We start from the raw sequence: 24159 nt of genomic DNA on the forward strand, positions 1-24159 counted from the left end.
TTTTCAGCCAGACTGCTTTTGTATTTTAAAATGACGAGTAATGTACTTGGCTATGCAAGGGCCTCCGTGTAGCAAGGCTTTTGTATATACTAGCCGTTAGGGCACGTTTTTATTTTTGTAATTTTCTCTCAATCCACTCCTTTATTCCGTCAAAAGCTAATTTTCCAGTAGCTATTAAGATAACAAATTCGTACTTTTATTCTTGTTCTGCCTGAATGCCTTACGCTGATTGTAAAAGTAAAAGACGCATTAATACATAACCAGTTCGTTTATTACCGTCCAGGAACGGGTGGTTAATCAAGATGCTTTCAATAATGGCGGCTGCTTTGTCGACTGGATTGGGATAAAGTTCTTGTTGGTCGAATGTGGCAAATGGTCGATTTATAGCGGCATCTAACGCTCCTAAATCTCTTATCCCTTTTGCTCCTCCAAATTCTTCTATTAACAGATTATGTATTTGCTCAACTTTTTTTTACTAATCATTGAGCAAGTTTCTTAAGAAGTTCTCTGTCTTCCGTTAATATTTTTTTCAGATGTTGAGAGTTACTAAATTCAGATGCACTTCTTTTCTGTACTTCTTGTAAGTAGGAAAGAACCTCCTCTAGATGATTCTCGGGAACTTTGTCCAGAACTTTCTGAATTTCTATTTTAAGCTCTTTAGCTGTCATCTTGATTGTTCTTTCTGATAAATTTACGAATTTATTCCCACTTTCGTTTTTTCTTAAATGCGCCCTAACGGTCGAGTATTTGCGAAGGCAGGGAATTCGTTGTTCGTCCAGCCAGGCACAAATGCTCATTTGAAAATATGTTGTTGAAGTTATGAACTGAAGCTGAAAATTGAACATCGAGCCCGAACCGCTGATGATGCCTGCATATAGCTGATGTTACAATGTCCAGCCTTGCTTTTGCAAATACTTTTGTTGCACGCCGTTTTTCTCGGTCAGCTAAAAATGTGCATAAAAACTTGATGTCACATTTGATTACTTGTTAAAATAAGTTAATTTGCGTCATAAATACAGATAGCTATGAGTAATTTTTTAACTGTTGATGAGGTAGCCCAAACCTTAAAAGTTACAAGGCAAACAGTTGCAAAGTATATTCAAAGAAAGGAATTAAACGCTGTTAAGATAAATAAGAGTTATCGTGTTTCTTATTCAGAGTTTGAAAACTTTCTTTCTTCCAATTCAGTTGTGTCGGAACCAGAAGCTATATATTTTAAAAAATCAAGAAATTGTTTTTTAGACTATCAAGGTAAAAGTGAAGAAAAAGAGATTCTAACTTCAAGGCATTTAGGGACAATTAAGCCTATTGAACTTAATCACAAAGACGATTTTAATAAGTTCATTTTTGGCGATAATTTCTTTGTATTAAAAAATCTTCTTTCAGACCTAAGGGGGAAAATTGATCTTATTTATATTGACCCTCCCTACGGGACAGGTCAAGATTTTTCTAACCTTGACAATGACCATGCTTATTCTGATAAGTTATTGCATGGCGACTTTTTGGAGTTCCTAAGAAGGAGACTTTTTTTGCTTAGGGAGCTGCTTTCTGAAAATGGAAGCATCTATTTGCATATTGATAAAAAGATTGGGCATTATGTAAAAATTATTATGGATGAAGTGTTTGGCTATAATAATTTTATAAATGATATAACACGGATTAAATGCAACCCTAAAAATTTTGCAAGAAATGCATATGGCAATTACTCAGATATTATTTTGTTTTATGCAAAGGAAAGAGACAAAAATATTTGGAATGAGGTAAAAGAAGAACTAACAAAAGAAGAAGAGAATATTTTTTTTCCTAAAATCCATCCCAAATATGGTCGATATACTACTAATCCATTACATGCTCCAGGTGAGACAATTGATGGCGATACCGGAAAGGAATGGAATGGATTAATGCCTCCTAAAGGAAGGCATTGGCGATATAGTAGGGAAGAACTTACACGACTTGATATGCAAGGATTAATTGAATGGTCTGAAACCGGAAATCCAAGAAAAATGATTTTTGCTAAGGAACACAAAGGGAAAAAGGTTCAAGATGTTTGGGAATTCAAGGATAAAGGATTGTCTTACGTTGATTACCCAACACAAAAAAATCATGAAATGCTCCGTAGAATTATTTCAAATTCCTCTAATGAAGATTCTGTTGTACTTGATTGCTTTGCTGGAAGTGGCTCAACTTTATTCGTTGCCAATGAGCTAAAAAGAAAGTGGATTGGAATTGATAATTCTACCCAATCCTTATCTGTTGTGAAAAGCAATTTCAAAAAGGAAAAAATTAAGTGTAACTTCTTTGAATATATATCACTTGATTAATTCAAATTATAGAAAACCTTGTAAATACGTTTGTAAAAGCAGAGCACTTACTATGTCATATTCCGATTCTTGAATATTAACTGCCTCTTTATTATTTACAAGCCTATGATTTACCGTAAAAATAGACCAAGGGAATCCATCAACAATGCCAATTCGAATTACATTTCCTCGCTGGTGTCTGCAAAAGTTTAAAACTTCTTGTACTTGTTTTTCCTGATTTCCGCCCGGTTGCCCGACCCATTTAGCTTCACCAATAATAATCTGTCTGTTAACTTTTACAATTAAATCAGGACGTTTTGCAAGATTTTGATGTAATGTGTCATTAATGAATTCTTTTCCAACTTCTTCGCTGGTGTCTAGTATGCAAATTCCTGCAGTTGATCTTTGAAAGGCATCTAATCCTAATGGATTAAAATTCCGTCTTAACCAACCATTGAACATTGGACCCATTTGCGTATTAAGTTTCGGTGCTGCTTCTAGCCTTACAACGGTTTCCTCCGCTGTCATAGAATACAAAGAATCAGCAATCCTTTGTATTTGCCTTGGATTGTTGTCAATACAACCTTCTATATTTTTAAGCAAATACCAAATAGGGTCTTCGTAAGGGAATTTGGTTAACCGCCTTAAAAGCGCAATTAATTCTTCTGTTCTTCTTGCCTGATGAGCAGCGATAATTCTGCGTCTAATTCCTGCCTCTAATCTTTCCGGTACTGCAATTTGAAATGGATACACTTCCAAAATTTGATCAAGGTAATTTGAATTTCTAAAGAGATCTAAACTTTGTCTGACCCAAGGATTAAGGGCTTCAGGATTATTATCGATGTTTATTGTCCTTTCCATTGTTAGTTTTGATGTCGCAATATATGGTAAAATGCTAGGTATTAAAACTTGCCCATAACGGGCCTCGTGCATGCCTAGATCATAGCGAAGCATGGTTTTGGTATACACGGTGTTGGCAGAAGTTATTTTATTTTTTTGAGTTCATAAATTATATCTTCTGCTACACCTCTATCAAAGTCTCCATCCTTATCATAAATCTGTCTTACATTTCTAAGTTTTAGAATCTCACCATCATATTCCCAGTTTAATTGTTTTAATAATTCCCCTTTCTTGTCAAATAAGTTTATAAGGTCCATTTGTGGAACCATTTCCCAAAAATCAATTACTAATTCATAGGTTGCTGCATTATCAATACCAACTACTTCAAACTTATCAGTAAATCTCACTTTACTTTGTTCATTTTTATAAGCACCTGCCAAAATGAACTTGTTAAAGTAAATGGCTAAATTTTGAATCTCCTTAACAGATTTAGCGAACTGAAAAAGCCTTGGGTCTGCTTTGTGAGCATAAGATTTATCCATATACTCTTGAAATTGAAGAGACGAAAAGTCATTATTAAAAGTAATTTCCCAATGCTGTATGGTGTCTCCTGCCCAAAAAATAGTATCGCTTCTTTTTATAAGTGGCATCATTGTCTCTTCATGATAACCTTTAAAAAAGATACTGTCAGGATTGCTGCTATCATATGAAATCATGTAGGCAAAGCTTGCACAGGATTGAGAATATTTGAAGATGGATTTATTTATGATTGTTGAATCTGTATAAGGCAGAAAATACCATTTCCCTGTGGATATTTTATTACTATAGCTAATATTAGGCCTTTGTACCTTATTTCTTTTTTCTGCTTCCTTTTTGTTTATTTTCTTATTTTTTACTTCTTGGTTACAAGAGACTAGTAAACTGAATAAAAGAAATAAGGTTAAAAATTGTTTCATTGTTTTTAAATAATTGCTGCCAACGGTCTTGTGTAAACGTCGGCGAGGCCGTCGGCCGAAGCTGAGGTTTACACGTGGTTAGGGGGCAGTTGTTTTAAGTTATTGTTCAGAATATCCCTTGTCTCCATCAGAGCGAATCCTAATAGATTAAGACCTTCCCAATGTTCGGGATTTTCGGCTTTTTTGTCGTCGACTGATAACCCAATTCCCCAGATATTATCAACAGGACTTGCCTCTACAAGTATTCTATCTTTAGTATTTATTAAGAATTCTTGCAAGTCTTGATGCTGTCCGAATTTTTGGAGGCTTCCATTGACCACAATTTCAAAGCGTTGTTCTTCCCAAACAGAATCATCGAAGTTTTTGACCTCACGTCCGATGGCTTTGGCTTCACCAGGTGTTCTTGCTTTTACTATTTTATCAAAAGCATCACTGTCACCAAACAGGTGTGCTTTCTGAGCCATCATCCAATGCTCTGCGGTGGCTGTTGCACAACTCCCTTTTGAGCCGCGTCCTATTTCCCTATCTGAACTCAATGCTGCTCCTAATAGTGCTCTCTTAGTGGAAAAACAGCTTAGTAAAAGCAAAAGAATAGCTGCTAAAAGCAGATTCTTGATTCTTTTGAAGTGCCAAAGCTTGGCTGACCGCTTTCACCGGTTTAAACTTCAGATATTTCTTCAAGTTAAAAGCAGTGGTGGCCAGCAGCATCACCTTGTGAGCCCCGGCTTTACCCCGCACTCCTATTTTCCGGAGACCATAGTAATGAATTAAGCTGCCGAAGACCGGCTCTACCGTGCTTTGTCGAACTCGCTTCATCCGTTTACCTTTTCTACTTTGCTGTCTTTCTAATGCTCGTCGATATTCCGAATCGTATGCAGTACGGGTGATTTGGCGGCATTGGCTTTTGGGAACGCAAGAAGATTTGAGCGGGCAATGTTTACAGTCCTGGTAGGTAGCCCGGTAGATTTTTAGCAAACCTCCCTCCGCATTGGTGTCATAGGTCTTAAAGGCGAGTATCTTCCCGGTCGGACAGGTGAAATAGTCAGCTTGTTGGTCATAAGGAAAACCTTCTATCTCGGACTTGTACTGGCCAAATACGGGTATCCAGCCCGTTATCTTTCTTTGCTCTAAAAAGGCGTAGTTGCTACCGTTAGAATAGCCACCATCCGCTAGCAGTTCCTTTAGACGTAGTTCATTATCTAGTAGCCGTCGCTGCAATCTCAGCGTGATAGCCGGCAAATATTGGCTGTCCCGCCCATCAGCCAAATCCGCTTGAACATGGCTGATAACGCCTTTGGCTGTATCCACCGCCAGGCTGCAATAATAGTTAAGTTGTCTGGCTTTGCCCGGTTTGACCGATATGCGGGCATCCGGATCGGTGGAACTGTAGTGCGTTTTATTGCTGACCAGGCGGGCCTTCTCGTGCTTACCGCCTAAGCCTTTGGGAGATGCTTTCAGCTGATCTTGGTGCTTTTCCAGTTTTCTTAACTGGTACTCCGGAGCCGAGAGGAACTGTTCTGGCTTTCCCTCTTTATTCTGGTTGGACTTCTTTACTACCGCTTCATTCTCGAGGATAACCTTCGTTAAGTGCTTTTTCACCGACTCGGGTGATTGTTTTAAAAGCAGGCTATCCATCGAAGCATTGGCCTTAATGGGGGCGGAGTCAATCGCCTGCCGATGACCGGCTACCATGCCTTTCTCGACACATAAGCGAAAGACTCTATCAAACAGTAGCTCAAACAACTTCTCCGGGTAAAGCTGCCGAGTACGAGAAACCGTGGAGTGCCAGGGCAAGGGCTCATCTATTTGGTAGTCTAAAAAGTAAAGCAGATCTAGTCGGAGGCTACAGTGCTCGATCAGTTGGCGGTCGGAAACAATATTCTCCAGGTAACCCACCAAGCAGAGCTTAAAGAAGACTACCGGATCGATCGACTGCTGACCACATCGTCCGTAGTAAGGTTGGGTAAGCTCGTAGAGAAAATCCAAATTCAACTGCTGTTTCAAGCGGCGATAGAAGTTGTGTTCTGGTACATGTGCCGAGAGCGAAAAAAGCAACGCCTTTTCATCTTCCAAAACCTTTCTGCCTTGCATAACCTTAAAAAATAGTCCTATCCTTCTTCAACGATTAACTTCAATCAAGGGGTTGTGCAACAGCCACTGCGGTTTTATAAACTACATTATCAACCGTAAAAGGGGCAACCCACCACTGGCTAAAACAAGAGGCTGTAATTTCTTTTTTATTTGACTGGTGACCCCAGAAGTAGAGATATTTAAATCTTTTTCCTTCTTCCAAGTTTCTTTTAAGCCATTCAATACTGTAATTCATTTTTCTTTCAATTGCCCCTAACTACCGGATATACGGAGTTATTCCATATATCCGCCCAAAAATAACCGATAACCGGAACTGCAAGCTCAAATATACCACATATAATATATAATCTTATAAATATTTATCCTACTCCTTTGACTAAACTATTTCGTATAACAGGGGGATAAAGCTAACCGCCGAATAAGCTGCTACTCATAAAAAACTTTACCGCCTTTTGCATTAAACCAGCTACTTAACTACTTGCCTTTCGGGTGAATAACTTTTAAGGATAAAGGATTAATACTCACCTTAAATTCAGTTGCTTCGCCTACGTATTCCCCATCCGCGTGAAATTTGAAAGGCTGTTCGCTGGTTACGTCGACAGCAGTAGTGGTAAAATATTCAGCGGAGCTGCCGGCGGCAATACGTTTGGTGAGCATTCCTAAGCTTAAATGAATAGCTTTCCGGAAATCCAGTTCCCGGATCAGGCAAACATCCAGCAAACCGTCGCGAATATCGGCTTTAGGGGCAATGTGGGCATTATTACCGTATTGGGTGGCATTAGCAAAGGCCACCACAAAAACCTGGGTAGTCAGGGGCTGCCCGTTTAAGTGTAAAACGGCTTCCTGAGGTTTAAACTGGATAAACTCCTGCAGTACCAACCGGATATACGTCTGCAAACCGCGTTTCCTGCTGGTAGCAAAAACCGAACTGATATAGGCATCGAACCCGATACCGGCGGTACAAAAAAAGGGATGGTCGTTAATAGTGCCGGTATCAATGGCAGAGTAATGGTATTCGTTTATAATCCGGATAGCGTGGCGTAAATTTAAGGGAATACCTAGATGGCGCGCCAAGCCGTTGCCGGAACCCTTCGGTAGAATAGCTAAAATAGCACCCGAATCTAATAATCCGGAAGCTACCTCGTTAACGGTACCGTCGCCCCCAATGGCTCCCACTATTTTAAAACCTTCCCGGGCAGCCTGCCGGGCCAGTTCCGTAGCGTGCCCCGCGTACTCGGTAAATACTAGTTTAGGGGTAAATTGAGAAGCATCCAGGTAGCGGCTGAGCAAGTCGGGAACGTTTACCTGGCTGGCACGTCCGGATTTGGGATTAAGAATAAAAAGAATATTTGTTTTTGCCGCCATGAAACAAATTACCAACGGCCTTACTGGCCGCCTTAAATCAAATAAAAAATAAAATTACGCTTTAATCAACTATAAAATAACGCGTTGTAAATAACAAAATTAGGAAGAAGTGGTTGGCCAATGAAACGTAAGCACCGGAATAGATGCATGGTTCACCACGCTTTCGGCCACGCTCTTATGAAACAAATGCGCCAGGCCCGTGCGGCCGTGGGTAGGCATTAAAATTAAATCGGGCGTTACGGTATTTACTACTTCCAAAATACCCTCGCTGGCCGAAGAATTAGGTTGAATAAGAAAATGTACTTCGGTTAAGTGATGAGCCTGTACAAAAGCTTGCATTCGATCATGTAATTCCTGCTCGCTGCTGGAATCGTTCTTCGTCCGGACGTACAATAAATTTAACCTTGCCCCAAAAAATTGCTGGAAAAAAGTAAGAATAGGTACAATGGCAGTTGTTTCAGGAGCAAAATCCGACGGAAATAAAATTTGTTGCACCTCAAAGTTACCGGAAGTAGGCTGTTTAATCGTAAGCACGGGGCACGGACAATGACGGACAACTTCTTCGGCATCCGAACCAATTAAAAATTCTTCCAGACCTTCTGCCCCAGCGGAGCCAATTACTACCAGATCTACCTGCTCTTCGGTAACTACATTTACAATCTTATTTACCGCCAGGTCAGTTACTACTTCCGACTCAATAATTACACCTTGCGCGGCACCCATTTCCACTAACTTATTCATTTGCTGTTTCGATTGCTCAAGTAGTTCCGGCAGCATAAAATCATAACTTTGGTACGCCCCTACCGGATTCATTTCGATACCGGCGTAAGAAGTTCCGTAGCCAGATGTTAAAGGCAATTCGATAATGTGCAGCAACTTTATCATGGCTCCGCTTTTCCGGGCTAGTTGCAACGCTACCTGATAGGCTTGTTGCGATAGATCCGAAAAATCAATGGGTACTACAATCTTCCGGATACCAGGTTGTGGATTATTCATAGCTTTAGATTTACGTGAGGTGCCGGCAATATACTCAGGATTTCAACTTAAAAAATGCTTTATAAATAGAAATAACCGCTGGAAAATTAAGTTCTTCTAAATATTACCAGCCGATTCCGTAATCTTCGCCGTAGTTGCTGGAACCACCCCAAAAACTAGTGTGCTTCCAATCAAAGTATATGGGGTTAATGGGTCCACTGGTTCTCGCTAAAAAGCCATCGTTCCGACCGTAGCGGCTAATGATTTACCGGTAATCGCCATCCAGTTCTTGCCGTCCAATACCGGTTTTTGAACAGATGGAATACTAGTTGGAACAATGGAAAGGAGCAGGAAAAATAAAAGAAATAGTACCCGGTTTCTCATATTAACAGATTTAAGCGCCCAGAAAATCTAATTTGTTTTCAGCCATACTAACTGCTTCTTTAACAGTACTTCCTTAATGGTAGAAAATAACTTTAGAATATTTTAGGTAGAATTAATCAACAAGAATTAATTAGTAATAATAATCTTTTATGAAAATAAGCCTTTAAAAAATGGCATCTATTCAAAAAAATAACATTAATTTTAAATTTACCCTTTAAATTTGATACGTATCTATATGAATAATATACAATTTAAATAAATTGTATATTATTTTTAATATATTACGCTTTACTATTCTTAAACGAAACACTTCATTGAAATTTTAAAATATTTTTAGTTAAAAAAGGATAATTATACCCTACTTAGCTTCTATTTTATTAAAATTCTATTATTAGAACTGGCTTATCCTTAATATTTTTTTAGTTAAGTCCCTCTGTCTTACCGTCTCCAAAATAAATAAATAGAAAAAGTACTACTTTTACGTATACAGATCAGCATCTTAGCATCGTTTAGCATGCCCTTATAATTAAATGTATTTTCCTAATCTTTTATCATAGAGCCATGTTGCGGAAACTGCTTTATTTTTGGCGCATTTTAATTTTTCTGGCACTTGCCGGATTCTCCCCTACTACCTTAGCCCAAAATTTAAACAAACACGAATGGGCGAAGGGGAAGATAGTGCTAACTACCGGAGAAACTTTATTTGGACCTTTAAGCTATTACTACAATAAAGAAATTATTCAGGTAAAAGGAACTGACGGTTTTATCCGGACTTTTTCACCGGTGAATGTGGCTTATTTCCAAGGTTTTAACGAGCAGAAACAGATTTTCCAAACATTTAAGCCGTTCTTGTATTCGCCTAACCCAGATGTACCGGCCTTTCAAACCCCAACCTTTTTTGAAGTTGTAACCGAAGGAAAATACACCCTGGTGAAGCGAACGGCTTTTGTAATCCGGAATTTAGATCCGATACCTAGGTATACCTCCCTGGGCCGGTATTACGAACCTTATTCCTCTACAGAAACGGCTCGCGCGGGCAATAACTACCAAATTGCGCAATTACATTCCTATTACCTGCTTACTCCCCAAAACCAGATTATTAGCTTGCGCCATCCTAAAAAAGACTTAGAAGATCTTTACGAGGATAAAGCTGCGCCGATGAAGGCCTATATTCGCGGGAAAAAATTATCGTACAAAAATCCGGTAGCCTTAACCCACGTGGTGCAATACTTCAACCATTTGTAGCCTGATTAAGCCTCACATCAATCTTTATGCACCCTTAACTACCTTTTAGCCCGAGCAACTCTGCTGCCGTCATAATGGGCTTTCATCCGGTATGGCTTAGTTCATACGTTCTAATAAACTCTGCTTATAGGAATTCCAATCGCTAACTTTATACCTGGTTTATTTAGGATTGCAAAGGCGCATCTTTCAAGTTGGTAGTAAGTTGGCCAAGAATAAACGACACCAGTTTGGCTCTTTCGGACCTTTAAGGATTCGGTGCCGAGGAACGAGGCATTTCGACGCAGGAGAAAAGAAGACTTACCCGTCCGAAAGAGCCAAACGAGGCCCGCCGGCCACGAGGCAAACTGGTTACCGTGCCACAGCAATAGCACCTTAGAATGGAGACGGGAACCGGCTCCAAAGATAAACAGCCCTTAGTATGTCTTTAAAACTTCAATCTTGCAAGTAAAAGGACAAAATAAACTATATAAGGGGTGTTTAAAAATCAACTACCCCTGCCTCTCCTAAGCTTAAGAGGGAAGTTTTTAACTTAGTACTTGTTACAAATAAGCATATTTCATTTTGGCCAGGTACTTATTACCTCTAAACTATTTTTTCACAAGATTCTTTTTCATTTAAAAAGGTAAAGCCCTTGATAAACTACCTGCCAACGTATTGCTACGACAACTCCAGCCATTCCGCTTTTCTTTCCCCAGCATTTATCCGTAACATTACGCTTGTAACCGTAAGATAAACGTTTGAGCATGCTAGTAACTTTACTTTCTTTAATTCTTCAAATAAATCCGATTACACCACCACCGGGCAACTGGCTTACTCCTTACGAAAAAAGCTACGGTAAAAAAACCGCTACGTATAAAGAATGTATCTCCTACTACCAAGCGTTAGATAACGCTTTCGAGGAATTAAAATTAATAGAATACGGCGCAACAGACTCGGGCAAACCCTTGCACGTGGCAGTAGTATCGATGGATAAAGATTTTAATCCTACTTCCGTCCGCAGAAAAAATAAACGGGTAATATTAATTCAAAACGGGATTCATCCCGGGGAGCCCGAGGGCATTGATGCCAGCATGATGCTGGCCCGCGACTACCTGCAAAAGAAAGAAGGACGGGCGCTTTTAAAAGAGGTGGTACTAGTATTTATTCCCATTTATAACGTAGATGGAGCTTTAAACCGCAATAGCTACAGCCGGGCCAACCAGGATGGACCGGAAAGCTTCGGTTTCCGGGGAAATGCCCGTAACCTGGATTTAAACCGCGATTACATTAAAAACGATTCGCGCAATGCGCAAACGTTTACGGTGCTTTTTCAAGAATGGCAACCTGATATTTTTGTGGATACCCATACTTCTAACGGAGCCGATTACCAACACACCATGACTTTAATTGCCACCCAGAAAGATAAGTTACAGGCGCCGCTCAGGGAGTATTTAACTAGCCAACTTTTGCCCCAGCTTTACGGGAACATGCAAAAACAACAATTGCCTATGTGCCCCTACGTAGATTCGAAAGGTGAAACGCCCGATTCCGGTTTAATTGGTTTTTTAGAAACGCCCCGCTACTCCACGGGTTACACCACATTATTTAATACAATTGGCTTTGTCACCGAAACGCACATGCTTAAGCCTTTCGCTAACCGCGTACAGGCGCAATACCATTTTCTGGATGTCCTTATCCGGATAGTACAAAAAGATGCGGCAAAAATTGCTGCCGCCCGCCAGCAGTCCGTTAAGGAAATGCTTTCCCAAAAACAATTTCCTTTAACCTGGCAATTAGATACAACGGTGGTGGACACCCTTACTTTTTTAGGTTACGAAGCCAAGCACAAACCCAGCGAAGTAAGCGGCTTAAGCCGTTTGTACTACGACCGCCAAGCCCCTTTTTCTAAAAAAATTAATTATTACAATACGTATCGGGCTACCCTAAGTGTCGCTAAACCGGTTGCCTACGTGGTGCCGCAGGCCTGGGAAGAAGTAATTGACCGTTTACGCTTAAATCGCGTGAAAATGCGTCAACTACGCCGGGATACCAGCCTTACCGCCGAAGTGTATTATATTACCGATTATAAAACCAGCACCCGATCTTACGAAGGCCATTACCTGCACTCCGGCGGGCAAGTGCGCTCCGAAAAACAACGTTTAAATTATTTTGCCGGCGATTATATTGTTCCTACTAATCAACCGGCGGCTCGTTTTCTAGTGGAAACCCTGGAACCGCAAGCCACTGACTCTTACTTTAACTGGGGCTTTTTCGATGAAATTCTGCAGCAGAAAGAGTATTTTTCCAATTACGTTTTTGAGGATATTGCGGCGCAACTTTTACAACAAGACGCAAACCTGAAAAAGCAATTACAGGAATTTATCACCAAAAATCCGGAAGCCGCTAAAAACGCTCAGGCCCAACTTGATTTTGTTTACCGCCACTCGCCGTATTACGAAAAATCACACTTGCGCTACCCGGTTACCCGGATTGTAAACAAAACTTTTTGATTTCTTTAACCATGGGTAAACCTCAGCTTTTTTAAAGATGAAAGTCTTAATTTAAATTTTTCCACGAAATGGCAGATTCTAAATTATACCTTACTTTGTTCTTGTATCTTCACGAAGGTGAGGAAGCAACTTTTCTGGAGTACGAAGACCAGGTATTACCCATGCTGGCCAAGTATAAGGGCGAGTTGATTTACCGTATCCGGCCGGAAATTACTAATTTTGTGCAGCCTTCAGCCGAGTATCCTTACGAAATTCATCTAATTTCTTTTTCTTCTGCGCAGGATTTCGAAAATTTCCGCCAGGATAAAGAACGGCTCGCTCTTTTTCCTTTGTTTCAAAAGTCTGTCCGGAAAGTTTTGCTGTTGCCCAGCCCGGAAGTATAATATGAAAGCTAAAAAATTTATTCCTTAATCCTTATTCCTTGGTTCCCATTCTGCAAATAAATAATTTATCTAAAAGGTACGGTTCGGTGCAAGCCTTGAACCAGGTCAGCTTTAACGTAGAAGCAGGCAGTGTGTACGGTTTACTGGGTCCAAATGGCAGCGGCAAAACTACCACGTTGGGTATTGTATTGGATGTATTGCACGCTAGTTCCGGCACTTTCCAGTGGTTTGGTGAGCCGCTTAGCCACCAAACCAAACGCCGCATTGGCGCTATCCTAGAAACACCTAATTTTTACCCGTACTTATCGGCTTACCAGAATTTGCAGGTGGCAGCCGACGTAAAAGGAGTCCCGCACCAAGCTATTGAGCCGATTTTAGAAATGGTAGGACTGCTTAACCGGAAAAATTCCGCTTTTAAAGGATTTTCGCTCGGCATGAAACAACGTTTAGCGCTGGCTTCTGCCCTATTAAACAATCCCGAAGTATTAGTGCTCGATGAACCTACCAACGGCCTGGACCCGCAGGGTATCGCCGAAGTACGGGAATTAATTTTAAGCATTGCCCGACAGGGTAAAACCATACTTATTGCCAGCCATTTGCTCGACGAAGTGGAAAAAGTATGCACCCACGTAGCCGTATTACAAACCGGGGAACTAAGAGCGGCGGGGCCGGTAGCGAGTATTCTGGCAAAAGATGACCAGGTAATTATTCAGGTGGCCGGCGACGAACAAAAAGTACAAGCCTTATTGCAAAAACTACCGGTTACCCTTATTAAAACCGACCGGGAACAGCTTATTTTAGCTCTGCAACCGGGTTTTACCAGCGCGGATTTAAATAAAGCCTTTTTCGAGAACGGATTAGTTTTGAGCCAATTAACCATAAAAAAGAAAAGCTTGGAAACGCAGTTTTTACAACTTACTAATAATCGTAACGGATGAGTCGTCTGCTAATAACTGAATTACGCAAATTATTTCCTTATCGTACTTTCTGGACCATCTTGCTCTTATTTACCGGGTTGTTATTCCTGTTTGTGTATCTGGGCAGTAAAATTGAGCTGAATGGTCAGGCGGCGGGACCTAAATTGTATAGTTTCCCCGATATTTGGTTAAAACTCGCTTATATTGCCAGCTATTTTAATCTCTTATTAGGCATTCTTATTATCATCATCATTACCGACGAATACAGTTTCCGGACGCTGCGGCAACAGGTTATTGATGGCTGGTTTAAGCGCGATATTGTTTTGGCCAAGCTGCTGGTTATTTTAGTAATGGCGGCTTTCGGCACTTGCGTATTATTGGGTTTAGGATTATTCTTTGGTCTTTCTTATTCGCCAGTTACGCCGGGCAGCCAAGTTGTTCAGGATCTCCGGCATTTAATTTTTTACTTTGTGCAAGCCGTAGGTTATATGAGCTTGGCCATGTTGTTTGCTTTCCTGATTCGTAAAAACGGATTAGCCATTATTGCTTTTTTGGTGTACGCTAAAATTATAGAACCTATTATTCATTCCCGTTTCCCCGACGAAGTAGACCAGTATTTTCCCATGAAAGTGCTTTCGAGCCTGACCCCGATGCCCGGCCGCGATATACTGGAGTCCCTCACCGGACCCGCACTGGCGCTTACTCCTACCGCTGCTTTGCTTCCGGCTATTGGCTACATAGGGGTATTTTCTATTCTAGCTTATCTTATTTTAAAATACCGCGATTTATAAAATAAATCCTGAGAAATTTAAGCTCCTTTTTACCTCCAGTAAATGGCTGGTATAAAAAAACTAGTGCTTGGCTAAATTAAAAATTAGAAATTACGCATTATAAATAAGGCCAGAATACCTTTACGGCTTACTTTATCACTAAGATTTATTCTATAAATTAAAAGAGCGAAGCACTAGATGTACTTTATCTTGCAGCAGAAAGTTAAAAACCCACGCGAACAGTGGCTTTCCGTTACTTTATTTTTAAATTTTTTGATTAAGAAATATTGCTGGAACGTTGCGTATTTACCGGCGTTTGTTGCCGCTTAGATACTGTTATCAAATGAACACCATCCTGGTAATTGGCCGATATTTGTTCGGGTTCGGTACCTTCGGGCAAAGCGAAAGAACATTGAAAAGAAGTATAACTAAATTCCTGTCGGGTGTACCGCTACGGTTGATTTTGCGCCGCACTTTGCACCGCCGTAAACTGCCTCTAAGAGGGCGGAGATAGCCCGGCAATTTGGTTAGATTCTGCCTCGCTGGTATTTGTTTGTCCGGTAGTTTGATTTTCTGATGAAGCAGCAGCAGTGGAACCCTTGCGCAACAACCTGATTTTGTTGATTGAATTCAAAAGTGTTCCGGCTTTCTGTTTGTGCTGAAACAGTTAAAATATTTTTTTCCAGGACTAATTAAAAATCTTCTTTCCGCAAAACTGGAGCGGCTACTTCCACCTGAAAACTATCTGGCGATTCCTTCCTGTTTGCGGCAACCCGGATAAAAAACATCAAACGGAATAAAAGCTGGGAAAAGAATGCCTGTAATCCTTAGAAAAATTAGTAGTCTAACGCTTATCTACCACCGGATCTTTAGCAAACGAGTACTTCCGGAAAAGCTAAAACGAATTAAATCTATTTTCTTCAAAGAAGGAAATAGAAGATTAATTAATAAAAAAAGTACACCCAATTAGGTGTACTTCTACAACAAACCTAACTACATATTTTATTGACCTTCGCTGCCAGAACCAGAATTATCTTTCTTTTTTCTACCCCGGTATCCACCCCGTTTTTTAACGGTAAGTTTTCCTTCTTTGGCTTTGGTAACTAAGGTTTCTAATTCTTCTAAACCTTTCTTTTGCTGTTCTACATAGCGTTCCAGGCTGGTAGTTAAAGCGCCTAAGAGCTCCTTGTTTTGCTGTGCATCTTGGAGCGTCTGCATAATTTCGGTAATATTTGGTTCTTTTGCCATTAGGTAATTTTAATAAATAAGTTTATAATAAATTGAGCGGGCTAAGTTATTTATTTTTAATCAAATAATAATAATCATTTCAAAAAGTTGATAACATACCATCACCTTAATGTAGCGTTAGCAATGGCATAAAGGTCTTAAAATAAAACTAGATTTTGATGATTAGAAGAGGAGTAATCCGACTGGTGAGTAGCTCATATTAAGGCAAAAAGAAATAAAAGTTGAAATTTTTTGTTTTTAGTTTAACGCCGCCACAAATAAGGCAAAATTCAAAAATCCGCGTTATTATAAGGCAAAACCGTCATTTTTTGATTCGTTTCCGCTTCTTTTAAGCGCATTCACAATCGGCTTAGAATTTATTTAGCCTGCTTCGCGAATGTGCTCAACATAAAACAAAAAGTAAACGCACAAATTCAGGAATTAAGCGGTGGCTGATTGCTCTGCTTCAATACTTTAAACAAAAAATAAAAAGCGGGCAGTACCAATAATAAACCAACAAACAAAGCATTTAGTAGCTGAAAGAGCGTAGCGGAAGGTGCTTGAGTGTTATAAAATGTAAGATGGTGGTTGTTTTTTTCGTAAACTAAAACCGGAAATTGAATAGCAAACCAACCCAGTATAATTAAAGCAACTTGTACGCTGATAGCGGTCCGTAATTAAAAAATATTGGGGTGATTAAACAAGTAAAGAATGGCGGGTATTAACAAAATTACTCCGCTGAACACTGCAATACTTACCGGGAAATTAAAAATTTTGATGGAATAAAGGATGATTAGACCATTCAGCCGCTACGAAAACCAATATTCCTAAGGCAAAAGTCAGAAACAATAATATTTTTGATAAGCGGCTATACCGTTGTTGTTCAATGGGATAATTTGCCTCGCCAATTAAAAATACGGCCGCTATATAGCCAAAAAGAGCAGTAGAAAATAAACCCACTGCTAAACAAAAAACGTTGCACCAAGGCCGGATAAATTGCTGATAAAAACTGCCGGTAGTAGTTACCCTAATTTCTCCCAAAATCATGGCGCCCAAGGTAATTCCTAAAAAAAAAGGGGTTACAAAACTCGAAATTTTGAAAAATAAAGTGTAATAGGCATGGGTTCGGTCGTGGGTAATACCATAATGCCGGAAAGGAAAAGAAGAACCGCGTAAAACAATGCCCACCAGCACAATTAGGAGCGGAATGGGCAAAGCTAAACTAATCGTAGCATACACCCGCGGAAACCCGGTAAACAGAATAACAATTGCCGCTACCGGATCAATATTCCAAGCTTGGCCGTTCTCCCAGGTAAAACCGGCCGGACTGTTCATTCAGGCATTGGCCGATACCACAAAAATGCCGGATAAAACCCCGGCAATACCTACTACCACCCCGTACCACCAATGCGTCCAAGGATGCAACTTGCCCCAGCCGTACAAAAAAATACCCAAGGCAATGGCTTCCACAAAATAAGCCGTTTCTTACCAAAAAAAAGGCATCCCGATAATTGGTCCGGCATGTCGCATAAACTCCGGGAAAAGTAAACCCAACTCAAACGGCAAAACAGTACCGGAAACAGCTCCCACCGCGAAAAAGATGGCTACTCCTTTTGACCAGACTTTGGCGACATCCAGGTACACCTGTTTTTTGGTTTTTAATTATTTCCATTCGCTGTAAGCCATTAAAACCGGCATGGTCATGCCAATACAAGCGAACACAATATGCCAGCCTAACGAAACGGCCATTTGCAAACGGGCAGCTACTAAATTGTCCATGCGAATAATAGCAAGGGTGAATAAAAGATAAAGGCTTAACAATTAAGCTAATGCTTGGCCAATTAAAAATTAGAAATGATGAAGTAGAAAGGAGAGCTAAATACTTTCCCAATTTCTTTATCCCCGAGTCTTCATCTACCAGCTAATAGGTAAGAGCGCTTGAAATAAAGTTAACGCCTCGACTTGCCGGAAAAAAGGTATCCACTTCAGCAAACAGCCAGGTAAAAGAAATCAATTATTTCTTCTCCCATAAAACTACCGGTAAATTTTTTGAGAAAAATAAAACAATTTTTTATTTATGATAGTTTTACTATCATAAATAATATAAAAGCTATAAATTTGCAAAGTAATTATACTATACATAAAAGTAGAATTAAAAACATAAGAAAAAAGAGGAATGAATGCTACCGTTAAAATTAATTTAAATCATAAATCCTATCTCCGGAACCCCGAAGAAACCATCTTGGGCCAAAAGATTGTAAGCGAGAGCATTCGGCTCATTGACCAATTGGGCTTTGAAGAATTTACGTTTAAGAAACTAGCCCACGAAATTAGTTCTACAGAAGCCTCGGTGTACCGGTATTTTGAAAATAAGCACAAGTTGCTGGTTTACCTGGTTTCGTGGTATTGGGTCTGGCTCGATTACCAAATTACTTTTCAAACGAATAACATTAGCGATGCCGCGCAGCGCCTGCGCATCATCATCCGGATTTTGGCGGAAGCTTCCTTAAATAATTTACAAACTTCTTACATGGATGAGGCCGCCCTGCACCGGATTGTAATTGCCGATGCCGCCAAAGCTTACCTAACCAAGGGAGTCGACGCAGATAACAAAGACCAACTGTTCCGGGAATACAAAACCTTGTGCAAAAAAATTGCCGCTATTCTTTTAGAATTAGCCCCGGGGTATCCGTATCCGCATGCGCTTATTAGTACGGTAATGGAGGCTACGCACCAACAAACCTATTTTGTCCAGCATTTGCCTTCGCTCACCGATATTAAGTCAGGGGAAAATGTTACCGGCAAAGTAGCTGATTTTCTGGAGCAATTAGTTTTTGCCGCCATTACCAATTATAAAATTTAAATTTTTAAAAGATGAATCTGAATCTTTTACCGGCTATAAACCAATTAATCCGCCAATTACATGGCCTAACGGCGGCTCCCCATCTGGCAGAAGAGCCTTTACTTTCTGCGGCAGATAAGGGCATTACTGTACCTTCGTTTTTAGCTTATTTACAAGAAGCGGGTAGTAAACAAAAATTATTTTATGTCCTCTCGGAGCCTACCTTCACTGAACTGCCGGTCATTCTGGCCCGCAGTAAAACGCCGGTAGTGGTTTGCCAGTTTATAGAAGATCAGGTGGTACCCGTTGTTATTCAGCGGCGGGAGAAACAATACGAGGTTTACCGTTTTACCGGGCCTAAACCCCAAAAATTAGTACTGGCATCGGTAGAAGAAATAATGAATAGCTGTTACCAGATACCTGATCAAACCGAAAATCAAACGTACCTGTTAACCAGCCTGGTGCACCAGCCGACCGAATCTATCGCGTCGAAAGAAGGTAAAAAGCCCTCCCATTTAGGTCGGCTATTCGACTTTTTGGCCGTGGAAAAAACGCAGATCGGGTATATTTATGTCTACGCCGCTATTGCCGGTATTATAAGTTTATCGCTACCGCTGGGCATCCAAAGTATTATTGGTTTTGTTTCGGGCGGCCAGATGTCTACCTCCATTGTCGTGCTGATTGGCTTTATTGTAGTCGGGATTTTGGCCGTAGGGGGCTTACAATTAATGCAGGTGTGGCTGGTGGAGCATTTACAACAACGCCTCTTTAGTCGCTTATCCTTTGATTTTGCTTACCGGATACCCCGGCTGCAGCTCGAAAGTTTACAAGACCAGCAGCCCGTCGAATTGATGAACCGCTTTTTCGAAACCCTTACTTTACAAAAAGGAATCGCCAAAATTTTACTCGAATTTAATGCGGCCATTCTGCAAATAGTATTTGGGTTATTGCTGCTATCCTTATACCATTCCTCGTTTATCTTCTTTGGCATTTTCCTGGCGGCTACCCTTACCCTTATTATTTATGCGACTGGTAGCAAGGGCATTCAAACCAGTTTAGTCGAATCAAAATACAAATACCAGTTGGTTAGCTGGCTCGAAAGTATGGCCCGGGCGCTCTATACCTTTAAACTGGCGGGTTACTCGAACCTGGGCATGCAAAAAACCGATTACGTTACCAGTCAATACATTTTAGCCCGCCGGCAGCACTTTAGCGTCCTCATGACGCAGTATTGGAGCTTTATTTTCTTCAAATCTCTAATTACGGCGGGTTTACTCATTTTAGGTTGTTACCTGGTATTGCAGCAGCAAATAAATATCGGGCAGTTTGTCGCGTCCGAAATTATCATTATTCTGATTATGAACTCGGTGGAAAAAATAATTTTAAAACTGGATGTGGTGTACGATGTATTAACCGGTCTGAAGAAAATAACCGCCGTAACCGAATTACCTTTAGAAGAAGCGCAAGGTTTGAAAATAACGGATACCGGAACCGGCCCCGGTTTAAGCATCCAAGCCGCTCAATTGGCTTACCATAGTCCTTCCGAAGCGCAAATTCAACTGCACGACATTCATTTTAAAATTAAGGCCTCCGAAAAAATTGCCTTAACGGGTATTAGCGATGCCGGAAAGTTTACTTTAGCGCAAATTTTATTAGGGCTGGCCCCTGGCTACGAAGGACGGCTGGCGTATAACAACTTATCTTTCCGCGATTTAGACGCAGTAAATTTACGGAGCCAGCTGGCGACTGTAATTGCCTCCGACCAGATTTTTGAAGGCACCTTGCTCCAGAATATTACTTGCGGAGAAAGCGGCATTAGCGCCCAAGAAGTACTCGATGCTTTGGAAATTTGTCAGCTTACAGCTTACGTCCAAAATCTATCCAAAGGCTTACACACCGTTTTAACCGGCACCGAATGGCAATTGCCGCGCAGCATTGTTTCTAAAATTATGCTGGCTCGTTGCCTGGTACGCAAACCAAAACTTGTTATCCTGGACAACAATTTATTAGCCATTAACCGGTCCGAGAAATTACCCATGTTACAGGCTCTACACCAACGCTTAAACTGCACCTTCATTATTATTTCGCACGATAAGAAAATAATGCAGTTCTGCGACCGGGTGCTGCTGATGCAGGAAGGAACCATTACCCACCAGGGCACCTACGCCGCTATTCAGGCTCATTTACCCTTACCCGTTTTAACTGAAACAACTGTATAACTATGGCACCTGCTGTTAAAAATAAAAAATACGCGCCCGTAACCCAACCGCATTACACTACCGCCGATTTATTGAAAACAGCCCCAACCGGTCGTACTTTGGCGTATTGGTGCGGTGGTATATTTTTGCTACTCTGCCTGGCGCTTTTTCTTCCCTGGACCCAAAATATCCGGTCGAACGGTACTCTTACCGCCTTAAATCCGGCCGGGCGGCCTCAAACCTTGCAGAGCGTTATATCGGGCCGGATTGAAAAATGGCACGTGCAAGAAGGGCAACTGGTACAAAAAGGCGATACATTGATCAGCATTTCGGAAGTAAAAGATAAATATTTCGATCCGCAGCTTTTACAACGTCTCCGCGAACAAACAGAAGCTAAAAGACTGAGCTTACAGGCCACGCAGCAAAAAGCAAGAGCCCTGGAAAATCAGATTGTTAATCTTAAAAGCGGCTTAACCTTTAGTTTGAACAAAGCCCGCAACAAAGTAAACCAGGTAAAATTTAAACTGCAAAGCGACAGCGCCGAATTCGTAGCGGCCCAAACCGATTATAAGATTGCCCAGGTACAATTAGAACGCCAGGAAGCCTTGTATAAACAAGGCCTTAAATCGCTGACGGAATTAGAAAGCCGTCGTTTAAAATTTCAGGAAGTGCGGGCAAAACTACAAGGCTACGAGAATAAAGTGGCCAGCACCCGCAACGAGCTGCAAAATGCCCGCCTTGAATTAAACTCTTTAACGGCGGAATACGGCGAAAAAATAGCGAAGGCTGCATCCGAATTAAGCGCTACCCGCAGTTACGCTTATACTACCGACGGAGAACTGGCCAAAATAAAAAACGAATACGCCAATACTAAAATCCGCTCGGCTTTTTACCACTTAACGGCCCCGCAAAATGGTTTCGTGGTAAAAGCCATGAAAGAAGGTATTGGCGAAACCATTAAAGAAGGAGAAGCCATTGCTACTATCTTACCGCGCCAAGCGCAGCTCGCCGTGGAGTTATTTGTTAAGCCTATGGACTTTCCGCTGCTCCGCAAAGGTCAACCCATTCGTTTGCAATTTGACGGCTGGCCGGCTTTGGTTTTTTCGGGTTGGCCTAATACCAGTTTTGGCACTTTCGGCGGAAAAATCGCCGTAATTGATAACGTCGCGACTAATGGTAATTACCGCATCCTGGTAGTACCGGATCCTTCATCCCAACCGTGGCCCGAAGCGTTGCGCATTGGCTCCGGGGTGTATGGTTGGGCCTTACTAAAAGATGTGCCCATTTGGTATGAATTATGGCGCCAATTAAATGGTTTTCCGGCGGATTATCCGGCGAAAGAAAAGGATGCTGCCATTTCCCTCAAAGATAAGAAAAAAGCAACTACTATAACCGATAACAGCCATGATGAATAACTATTTTATCCAGCGCGCTCAATTGGTTTTTTCACTGGTAAACTTTTTGAAACCCCGGCGAGCCTTTATGAATAAAATGGATCGACGTTCCTTATTGACGGGGCTGGTGTTTATTTTTATTTGTATAACTGCTACGGGCAAAGCTGATTCGCTGAAAGTAGTAACCTTAGCGGCCTTTTACGACCAGATAAAAGCGCACCACCCGGTAGCTCGCCAGGCCGCTTTGCTGCCCGCGCAGGCGCAACAGGAGCTACGCATGGCCCGGGGCAACTTCGATCCGCAAGCTAGTAGTTATTACGACCGCAAAACTTTTAAAAACCAGTTGTATTACGAAAATTGGAATAGCCTCGTTAAAATACCCCTGTGGTTTGGCGCCGATTTAAAAGCCGGCTTTGAACAAAACCAGGGAATAAACGTGAACCCCGAAGAAAAAACCCCGGCGGCGGGCTTAACTTACGCCGGTATTTCGCTGCCCCTTGGCCAGGGTTGGCTCATCGATCAACGGCGGGCTACGCTGCGGCAAGCGCAACTCCTCACCCACGCCGCCGAAGCCGATAAAATTAAAAACATAAACAAGTTGCTTTTAGAGGCAGCGAAAGATTACTGGGACTGGGTATTGGCTTACCAACGCTGGCAATTATACCAAACCGCCTTCGACTTATCGCAGGTGCGCTACCGCGGCGTAACCGAGCGGGCCCGGTACGGCGATTTAGCCGCCATTGATACCGTGGAAGCCCGGCTCGACTTAATTAACCGCCAGCAACTCTTGGAGCAATCTTTCACGGAATTCCAGAACAGCCGCCTACTCGTTTCCAACTACCTCTGGACCCCGGACCAAACACCGATAGAGTTAGTTTCTGGCGCGGTTCCCACATTCAACGAAGCCGACCTAAATCTGATTCCGGCGGATACCTTGCAGCAACTTTTACGGGTGGCCCAGGAAAGCCACCCCGAACTAAGAAAACTAGAGGCAAAGTATAAACAGTTGCAAATAGACCGAAAATTAGCGGCCGATAAATTTAAGCCGAAACTCAACCTGGAATATAATTTCTTGCGGCAAAACTTTGGTTTACCCTTCGAAAATTTGGGGGCTAGCTATCTGTTAAATAACTACAAATTGGGCCTGAGTTTCCATTATCCTTTGCTGCTCCGCGCCGAACGCGGCAAATGGCAGCTCACCCGGTTCAAACTTACCGAAACCAACTTGGCTCTCATTCAAACCCAACGCGACATATCTACTGCCCTGCAAACCACCTACAACGAACTACAGATGCTATCCTCTCAAATAAAAACCCAAGAAATGCTAATTGCGCAGGCCGAGATTTTACGCCACGGCGAACAAACCCGGTTTGAAAACGGGGAAAGTTCTTTATTTTTAGTAAATACCCGGGAAATGAACCTGATCAACCAACGTTTAAAATTGTGGGAGCTAAAAACGAAATACACCAAAAGCCAGGCGATGCTCTACTGGTCGGCGGGTAATCTAAGTAATTTATAAAATTCTGTACTCTAGGGAAGCAAATTAGTAAGTGTTAAAAACAGGATTATCCAAAACTCCAGGCTTAAAATAACAACCTCTTTCTCGCTCCCCCCTCCTTTAGTCATCCTGAAAGGATCTAATCGGTTTGGTGTAACAACCGGAGCTATCCCCAGCCCATCATTGCTGGGTTTTAGTAGGTAATAACCAGTTTAACGGCTCACGGGTACTTCTTTTCTACTGATTAGATCCTTTCAGGAGGACGGGAGAAAGAGATGGAATTAA

At 41.4% G+C, this 24159-nt stretch carries 23 protein-coding genes and 2 pseudogenes; 10 read left to right on the forward strand and 15 right to left on the reverse strand.

From position 1 onward, the window contains the following. Positions 1 to 220: 220 nt before the first annotated feature. Together AHMF7605_RS30480 and AHMF7605_RS29460 are read right to left on the reverse strand one after the other, a co-directional pair. On the reverse strand, positions 221 to 457 hold the full coding sequence (locus tag AHMF7605_RS30480) for a type II toxin-antitoxin system death-on-curing family toxin (protein ID WP_262512383.1): 237 nt from the start codon (positions 455 to 457) through the stop codon (positions 221 to 223). Positions 458 to 479: 22 nt separating this feature from the next. Then, a complete protein-coding gene (locus AHMF7605_RS29460) occupies positions 480 to 668 on the reverse strand; it encodes a hypothetical protein (protein ID WP_146153557.1) in 189 nt (62 codons plus the stop codon). 357 nt (positions 669 to 1025) lie between these two features. Here AHMF7605_RS29460 and AHMF7605_RS09690 point away from each other — a divergent pair, with 357 nt between their 5' ends. Then, positions 1026 to 2321, forward strand: a complete 1296-nt coding sequence (locus AHMF7605_RS09690; RefSeq protein ID WP_106928734.1) for a DNA methyltransferase — start codon at positions 1026 to 1028, stop codon at positions 2319 to 2321. 6 nt (positions 2322 to 2327) lie between these two features. Here AHMF7605_RS09690 and AHMF7605_RS09695 read toward each other — a convergent pair whose 3' ends face one another. The 8 genes from AHMF7605_RS09695 to AHMF7605_RS29675 form a co-directional block, all read right to left on the reverse strand. After that, positions 2328 to 3254, reverse strand: coding sequence for a hypothetical protein (locus AHMF7605_RS09695; protein ID WP_106928736.1), 927 nt, complete (start codon positions 3252 to 3254; stop codon positions 2328 to 2330). A gap of 29 nt (positions 3255 to 3283) precedes the next feature. After that, positions 3284 to 4096: a hypothetical protein gene (locus AHMF7605_RS09700; protein ID WP_106925413.1), complete on the reverse strand. Its 813-nt coding sequence runs from the start codon at positions 4094 to 4096 to the stop codon at positions 3284 to 3286. A 68-nt stretch (positions 4097 to 4164) separates the two neighbouring features. Beyond that, positions 4165 to 4683, reverse strand: a complete 519-nt coding sequence (locus AHMF7605_RS09705) for an NADAR family protein (RefSeq protein ID WP_233218997.1) — start codon at positions 4681 to 4683, stop codon at positions 4165 to 4167. Then, on the reverse strand, positions 4655 to 6187 hold the full coding sequence (locus tag AHMF7605_RS09710; RefSeq protein ID WP_106925799.1) for an IS1182 family transposase: 1533 nt from the start codon (positions 6185 to 6187) through the stop codon (positions 4655 to 4657). The genes AHMF7605_RS09705 and AHMF7605_RS09710 overlap by 29 nt, the downstream gene beginning before the upstream one ends. A 40-nt stretch (positions 6188 to 6227) precedes the next feature. Beyond that, the gene (locus tag AHMF7605_RS09715) at positions 6228 to 6422 is read right to left on the reverse strand and encodes an NADAR family protein (protein WP_199200216.1); all 195 of its coding nucleotides are present in this window, start codon (positions 6420 to 6422) and stop codon (positions 6228 to 6230) included. Positions 6423 to 6661: 239 nt separating this feature from the next. After that, positions 6662 to 7552 (reverse strand): diacylglycerol/lipid kinase family protein, encoded by an 891-nt coding sequence (locus AHMF7605_RS09720; protein WP_106928739.1) that lies wholly within the window; start codon positions 7550 to 7552, stop codon positions 6662 to 6664. Positions 7553 to 7651: 99 nt separating this feature from the next. After that, complete coding sequence (locus AHMF7605_RS09725; RefSeq protein ID WP_106928741.1) at positions 7652 to 8548, reverse strand: universal stress protein; 897 nt, start codon at positions 8546 to 8548, stop codon at positions 7652 to 7654. A 207-nt stretch (positions 8549 to 8755) separates the two neighbouring features. Beyond that, a complete protein-coding gene (locus tag AHMF7605_RS29675; RefSeq protein ID WP_158267483.1) occupies positions 8756 to 8911 on the reverse strand; it encodes a hypothetical protein in 156 nt (51 codons plus the stop codon). A gap of 561 nt (positions 8912 to 9472) precedes the next feature. On the opposite strand from AHMF7605_RS29675, the gene AHMF7605_RS09730 reads away from it, so the two are divergent. From AHMF7605_RS09730 to AHMF7605_RS09750, 5 genes are all read left to right on the forward strand, one after another. Further along, positions 9473 to 10156 carry a hypothetical protein gene (locus AHMF7605_RS09730; RefSeq protein WP_106928744.1) on the forward strand — a complete coding sequence of 228 codons (684 nt, stop codon included), beginning with the start codon at positions 9473 to 9475 and terminating at the stop codon, positions 10154 to 10156. Positions 10157 to 10899: 743 nt separating this feature from the next. Continuing rightward, complete coding sequence (locus AHMF7605_RS09735) at positions 10900 to 12645, forward strand: M14 family metallopeptidase (RefSeq protein WP_106928746.1); 1746 nt, start codon at positions 10900 to 10902, stop codon at positions 12643 to 12645. Between the two features lie 68 nt (positions 12646 to 12713). Continuing rightward, a complete protein-coding gene (locus tag AHMF7605_RS09740) occupies positions 12714 to 13028 on the forward strand; it encodes a DUF1330 domain-containing protein (protein WP_106928748.1) in 315 nt (104 codons plus the stop codon). A 38-nt stretch (positions 13029 to 13066) separates the two neighbouring features. Next, positions 13067 to 13966 (forward strand): ABC transporter ATP-binding protein, encoded by a 900-nt coding sequence (locus AHMF7605_RS09745; RefSeq protein WP_106928750.1) that lies wholly within the window; start codon positions 13067 to 13069, stop codon positions 13964 to 13966. Then, positions 13963 to 14736, forward strand: a complete 774-nt coding sequence (locus tag AHMF7605_RS09750) for an ABC transporter permease subunit (RefSeq protein WP_106928752.1) — start codon at positions 13963 to 13965, stop codon at positions 14734 to 14736. Before AHMF7605_RS09745 ends, AHMF7605_RS09750 begins: the two co-directional genes overlap by 4 nt. A gap of 256 nt (positions 14737 to 14992) precedes the next feature. Here AHMF7605_RS09750 and AHMF7605_RS09755 read toward each other — a convergent pair. The 5 genes and pseudogenes from AHMF7605_RS09755 to AHMF7605_RS30935 all read right to left on the reverse strand — a co-directional run. After that, positions 14993 to 15151: pseudogene (locus AHMF7605_RS09755) on the reverse strand (Hsp20 family protein); the annotation flags it as partial. Between the two features lie 566 nt (positions 15152 to 15717). Next, on the reverse strand, positions 15718 to 15963 hold the full coding sequence (locus AHMF7605_RS09760) for a hypothetical protein (RefSeq protein WP_106928756.1): 246 nt from the start codon (positions 15961 to 15963) through the stop codon (positions 15718 to 15720). A gap of 744 nt (positions 15964 to 16707) precedes the next feature. Then, entirely contained in the window at positions 16708 to 17277 is a 570-nt protein-coding gene (locus AHMF7605_RS30925; protein WP_317046514.1) for a cytochrome d ubiquinol oxidase subunit II, read from the reverse strand. Then, a pseudogene (locus tag AHMF7605_RS30930) lies at positions 17278 to 17586 on the reverse strand (cytochrome ubiquinol oxidase subunit I). It abuts the gene before it with no gap. 18 nt (positions 17587 to 17604) lie between these two features. Then, positions 17605 to 17721, reverse strand: coding sequence for a cytochrome ubiquinol oxidase subunit I (locus tag AHMF7605_RS30935; protein ID WP_233218998.1), 117 nt, complete (start codon positions 17719 to 17721; stop codon positions 17605 to 17607). A 397-nt stretch (positions 17722 to 18118) separates the two neighbouring features. Between AHMF7605_RS30935 and AHMF7605_RS09770 the strand changes: the two genes are divergently transcribed. The 4 genes from AHMF7605_RS09770 to AHMF7605_RS09785 are packed head-to-tail and all read left to right on the forward strand — an operon-like array spanning position 18119 to position 23895. Next, on the forward strand, positions 18119 to 18805 hold the full coding sequence (locus AHMF7605_RS09770; protein WP_106928757.1) for a TetR/AcrR family transcriptional regulator: 687 nt from the start codon (positions 18119 to 18121) through the stop codon (positions 18803 to 18805). A gap of 11 nt (positions 18806 to 18816) precedes the next feature. Continuing rightward, positions 18817 to 21003 carry a peptidase domain-containing ABC transporter gene (locus AHMF7605_RS09775; RefSeq protein ID WP_106928759.1) on the forward strand — a complete coding sequence of 729 codons (2187 nt, stop codon included), beginning with the start codon at positions 18817 to 18819 and terminating at the stop codon, positions 21001 to 21003. A gap of 2 nt (positions 21004 to 21005) precedes the next feature. Beyond that, entirely contained in the window at positions 21006 to 22397 is a 1392-nt protein-coding gene (locus AHMF7605_RS09780; RefSeq protein ID WP_106928761.1) for an HlyD family secretion protein, read from the forward strand. Further along, complete coding sequence (locus AHMF7605_RS09785; RefSeq protein WP_106928762.1) at positions 22387 to 23895, forward strand: TolC family protein; 1509 nt, start codon at positions 22387 to 22389, stop codon at positions 23893 to 23895. Before AHMF7605_RS09780 ends, AHMF7605_RS09785 begins: the two co-directional genes overlap by 11 nt. Positions 23896 to 24159 lie beyond the last annotated feature (264 nt).

The organism is Adhaeribacter arboris (assembly GCF_003023845.1).
Taxonomy (GTDB): Bacteria; Bacteroidota; Bacteroidia; order Cytophagales; family Hymenobacteraceae; genus Adhaeribacter; species Adhaeribacter arboris.